Source organism: Winogradskyella sp. (assembly GCF_025210595.1).
GTDB lineage: Bacteria > Bacteroidota > Bacteroidia > Flavobacteriales > Flavobacteriaceae > Winogradskyella.
In genome coordinates this window covers 1-5146 of record NZ_JAOARH010000108.1, presented here as the reverse complement: position 1 = coordinate 5146, position 5146 = coordinate 1, and the positions used below count along the sequence as shown (strand labels likewise).

Below are 5146 nucleotides of genomic sequence, written 5' to 3'. Positions count from 1 at the left end.
TAAAAATAATTTCCTCTAGAAAATCGATGAGTACCTTGTTTGTCTAAAGTTGGAGAACGTAAAATTAAACCGCCTGTTTCATTTTCGTTGTCTTCTTCTCCTAGAAAAACAACTAAATTTTTCTGGAATGATTCTTTTAATTGAGATGTCTCAATTCTAAGGTCTTTCAATCCATATGGGAAATTAGTTTTAAAATCTGGTAAAGTATATGAACCAGCATTAGAAGCTAGAATTCTATTGGCTTTAGAATCTGGAAATAATAATGCAAATCTATGTAATATTTGACCTCCTGCAGAATGTCCGAAAATATCATATTGTTTTTGAGAGGATCCTGTAGAGCTTATCACTAAGTCAAAAAGGCGATCAAAATCATGATATAACTAATGCTTGGAATCAGGTTGTAGGTTAAATCTTTTTATAGATTCATCAACATACACTTTGTTAGTTCCTTTTTCCATACGTATACCAGTTTTAAGATCTAGATCTTTTGCAATACCTCCAAGGTGATAGTCTCCAAAATCATATTGCTGTTCGCTGTAAGATGGTGAAATAATTAAAATGCTGTGTTTTTTAGATGCTTCAATCCAAGAATCTCTATAATCATCTGCATTTCTGCCAGCTCCAGGAATAACTAAGAGTATTTTAGAATTAGATGTGAAATTATGAGGTTTATAATAATGCACTTTAATTGTGTCGTTTTCATGACCAATTCCACCATGAAAATTAAAAGACCCTGAGCCTTCATTGATTGTGATGTTTTGCGCAGCTAAGAGAGATTGTGTTATGCATAATAAAATTATGATATATAAGGTTTTTGTATTCATTTTATTGTTTTTTTAATTAAACTAATTTCTATTACTTCTTCCTGGACGTCTAGTTTTTGATTTTCCATTTTGATTAAAACGGTACACAAAAGTTAATGTGTATAAAGGGCCTAAAAGTTTACGTTGTGAATCGTATCTAAAGTTATCTCCTGTTCTAGTGATGATATTTTCTCTAGAATCGAGCACATTATTAATGTTAAATGTTACTGTTCCTTTGTTCTTAAGAATGTTTTTATTGAGTCCTATGTTTAAGGTGTGATTTGCTTTTGTGATGGTTTGAGCACTTTCATTTCTTGCATTGTAATTGAAACTAGTTTGCATCGTAATATCTTTAGGTAATTTGATACGCGAGTTAATACGTGTAAACCAACGACTATCATCAAAATTGAAATCCACGTCATTATAAAAACCTTTTTGCTCAAAAGTAAAGTAGTTGAGTTCACCAGATAGTTGTAGCCATTTCAAAGGTCTATAGCTTAATGATAACTCTAATCCAACACGATTTTCAGTATCAATATTAATAGGCTTTGTAACTAAAATATCTTCAGCATTACGTTCGGTAATAAACTGAAATGGATCATCGGTGTTCTGATAATATACAGAAGGGTTGATTCTTAATTTTCCAATTCGTGTTAGAAATCCGAGCTCTAAGGAATTGGTAAGTGCAGGATCCATATCTGGGTTTCCTTGTCTAATTGCATTGATTTGTGCTAAACCTCCAAATGGATTCAGATGCCAAAAACTAGGACGATTAATACGACGACTATAACTCAATTGCATGTTAGTTTGATCTGAAAATGCATAAGTAATATGCGCTGTTGGGAATAATTTGGTGTATTCTTTCGTGTTTCTAAACTCGTTATTGGTGTCCGAAATACGAACTTTAGTAAATTCTGTTCGTAGACCAAATTGATAGCTTAACTTATTAAGTTTACCAGCATATTGCGCATAGATACCTCCAATTTCTTCTTTGTAGTCTAATTCATTATCTATGTTATTGTAAATTGTCCATGCGTTACCATCAAAAATTTCGGCATTATAATCACTAGTAATGACTCTTGTTTCCCCACGAAGTCCAGCTTCAAATGTTGAGGTGTCACTAATAGGATGAATGTAATCGAGTTGTAATAAGTAGTCTTTGCTACTTTCAATATCTCGTGTACGCATTTGTGTTTGATAATCTGGAATACCTATTTGAGATACGATGGTATTAAAGTTTTCATTTTCGTCATCATCCCAAAAATCATATTGAAAATCAAGAATTAATTTTTGTCCTTTCTTTTCAAAAGTCTTCTCATAACTTACTTCCAGCTGATTGTGGTCCATTGGCTCTTCATAAGTTTCACTTCTAGTTGTAGTGTTGAATAATGCATCTGAAGTGTCAAAATAATCATAACGATAGTCTGCTTTATTATCTCGATCTATAAGTACTTTGTAATAAGAAGCGGTTATAGTGTTCTTGTCATTTAAGAAATAATCCATACCAAAATACATGTTGAATATTTCAGAATTTCTGTAAGTGTCAATGTCTTGTAAAAGGGTTACAAACTCACTGCCTACTAAAGAATTTTGAGTAACATCTTGTGTTATTTTAGTATCTACAAAACGATATCCTAAGGTAGAGAATAGGTTTACCTTGTTGGTTTTGTAATTGATATTAGCGTTGGTATTGAAGTCAGCTCTAATAGAATTACTCATACTTACAGAACCACTTAACCCTGCGTTTTTATTTTTCTTTAGAATCACGTTAATAATTCCAGAAGTTCCAGCGGCTTGATAACGAGAAGAAGGGTTTGTAATAACCTCTATACGTTCAATTTGTTGTGCAGGAATTTGATCTAGACCATTATTGGCCACTAAAACAGAAGGTTTTCCATTGATTAAAACCGTAACATTAGAATTTCCTCGTAGGCTAACAGCACCATCTAAATCTACCGCTACAGAGGGTACATTTTCTAAGATTTGTACAAGAGAACCATTTTGAGACAGTAGATCTTTACCAACATTAAATACTTTTTTGTCTAATTTTAGATTAACAGTTGAGGTTTCAGCTACGACTTCTACAGCGTCTAAAGCTTCCATATCTATGGCTAAGGCAATTGTGCCTAAATCTAAATGTTTTTTGAGTTCTATTTGTGTTTCGTAATTCTGATAAGATATATATTCAATACGAATCATATAATTCCCTTGTTGAGCCGAAATGCTAAAGGCTCCTTTTTCATTGGTAATAATTCCATCAATTAGTTTTCCGTCCTTTAAAATTGAAACCGTTGCAAACTCCAAAGGTTCTTTTGTTTCGGCATCGATAACGATTCCTGTGATGCGTTTTTCAGCATTTTCATTGTTATTACTAAAACCTAAAAATGAAATAAGGCATAATAAAATTGTCATTGTAATACGTGTCATAAACTGCTATTTTGATTGATGGTTCAAAAATCTTAGTTTATTTCATGTGAATTAAATAAAAAGGATGAGCAGGTATTTTTTTAGTATATAAAAAGATAAAATAAGGATGAGTGAAATTGGTCAAGTGCAATATCCAATTGAGCTGCAGATATAGCGTGTTTGTCGTCAAGAACCAGATTTAAGCTATTTTATCTCTATTTTTGAAGTATGCAAGACTACTTATCTAAAATAATAGACTATATACAAGAAAGACGCTGGTTGGGACATCTTTTGTTTTGGGTTATACTATTATTAACTCAATCTTTGGGCGTAGAATCATTATATGACGAACAGGATATTTTTATTCATAAAGCATTAATGTTGCCCATAAAAATGTTGGCAGCTTATACTTTGATTTATTTTCAAGTGCCAGTATTCTTGTATAAGAAACGTTATGTGGCGTTTTTAGTAAGTTTTATTGTGAGTAGTTATGTGTTTACTGTTCTTGCGCGTATTACTGTAGTGCATGGTGTTGAGGAATTGATTAGACCACGTCCTTTTGCTCAAGAATCGATTTTAGAAATTGCTACAGATATCAAAGCACTATATGCACGTTATTATTTAGGAACGTATTTTCCAGCAATCATTATGTATATACTCAAATTGATTAAAGAAAAATTTTATGAAAGCAGAGCAATAGAACAACTGGAAAAACAGAAAGTATCTTCAGAGCTTAATTTTTTTAAAGCCCAAATTCATCCACATTTTTTATTTAATACATTAAACAATCTATACGTTTTAACATTGCAAAAATCGGACAAAGCCTCTGATACAGTTCTAAAGTTGTCTGAAATTTTAGACTATATGTTGTATCAATGCAATGACAACTTGGTGTATGTAGAAAAGGAAATGCAACTTATAGAAAATTATATCAATTTGGAACAGTTACGTTATGGCGACCGCTTGTCATTATCGTTTACACATCATATTGATAATCCCAATTCTAAAATAGCTCCATTAATCTTAATATCACTAGTTGAAAATGCCTTTAAGCATGGTGCAAGTGGCGCCATTCAAAATCCAATAATTGACATAGATTTAAAGGTGGAAGAAGGACAGATGAAGTTTAGAATTTTTAATACTAAAGCCAGATTTGAACAAAAAGACCATACCAATTATAAAGAAGGTATAGGGCTTCATAATACAAAAAGTCAGTTACAATTATTATATCCCAATACTCATGTTATTGAAATAAATGATGCTTCAGAGTCTTTTGAAGTAAAACTTAATGTAGATTTGAACTCATGACAAAACGGTGTATTATAATTGATGACGAGCCTTTAGCAATTGAACTTATAAAGGATCATGTGTCTAAATTTTCAAATTTAGAAGTTATAGGAACGTGTCAAAATGCTATTGAAGGTTTAGAAATGCTAAAGTCTAATCATGTAGACTTGATGTTTCTAGATATTCAAATGCCTACACTTACTGGTATTGAATTTTTGAGATCACTATCCAATCCTCCTAAAGTTATTTTTACAACAGCATATCGTGAATATGCATTGGAAAGTTATGAACTTGAAGTTGTAGATTATTTACTGAAACCTATTTCTTTTGACCGTTTTTTTAAAGCTATAAATAAGTTTTTAAAGTTGGATGCGCCAGTTCCAAAAGCACCACCAAAACCAACAGAAAACGAGAATTCAAGCAACTATATTTATGTAAATGCCAACAAAAAATATCATCGTATTAATTATGATGACATTTTATATGCTGAAAGCCTAAAGGATTATGTTAGAATTCATACTGAATCTATAAGCATTACTACAAAAGAAAAGATTAGTGATTTTGAATCTAAGTTACCTTCGTGCTTTTTAAGAATACATCGTTCCTATATTGTTAATACTCAAAAGATATCAGCCTACACGATGCATGAT

The 5146-nt window shown here is 31.6% G+C and carries 4 protein-coding genes and 1 pseudogene; 2 read left to right on the top strand and 3 right to left on the bottom strand.

Annotation, left to right across the window (positions count from 1 at the left end; all coding sequences use genetic code 11):
- From N4A42_RS11465 to N4A42_RS11455, 3 genes and pseudogenes are all read right to left on the bottom strand, one after another.
- Positions 1–347, bottom strand: a pseudogene (locus tag N4A42_RS11465) (hypothetical protein); the annotation flags it as partial.
- 33 nt (positions 348–380) lie between these two features.
- Positions 381–824 (bottom strand): hypothetical protein, encoded by a 444-nt coding sequence (locus tag N4A42_RS11460; protein WP_294074103.1) that lies wholly within the window; start codon positions 822–824, stop codon positions 381–383.
- Between the two features lie 21 nt (positions 825–845).
- Positions 846–3230, bottom strand: coding sequence for a TonB-dependent receptor (locus tag N4A42_RS11455; RefSeq protein ID WP_294074101.1), 2385 nt, complete (start codon positions 3228–3230; stop codon positions 846–848).
- 207 nt (positions 3231–3437) lie between these two features.
- On the opposite strand from N4A42_RS11455, the gene N4A42_RS11450 reads away from it, so the two are divergent.
- Both N4A42_RS11450 and N4A42_RS11445 read left to right on the top strand, forming a co-directional pair.
- Positions 3438–4517, top strand: coding sequence for a sensor histidine kinase (locus N4A42_RS11450; protein ID WP_294074099.1), 1080 nt, complete (start codon positions 3438–3440; stop codon positions 4515–4517).
- The coding region (locus N4A42_RS11445; RefSeq protein WP_294074097.1) for a LytTR family DNA-binding domain-containing protein at positions 4514–5146 on the top strand (633 nt) is incomplete at its 3' end. The genes N4A42_RS11450 and N4A42_RS11445, both read left to right, overlap by 4 nt.

Excerpts from the sequence above, each read along its gene's own strand:
- N4A42_RS11450 (WP_294074099.1), top strand. The coding sequence starts at position 3,438 with ATGCAAGACTACTTATCTAAAATAATAGACTATATACAAGAAAGACGC.
- N4A42_RS11455 (WP_294074101.1), bottom strand. The coding sequence starts at position 3,230 with ATGACACGTATTACAATGACAATTTTATTATGCCTTATTTCATTTTTA.
- N4A42_RS11460 (WP_294074103.1), bottom strand. The coding sequence starts at position 824 with ATGAATACAAAAACCTTATATATCATAATTTTATTATGCATAACACAA.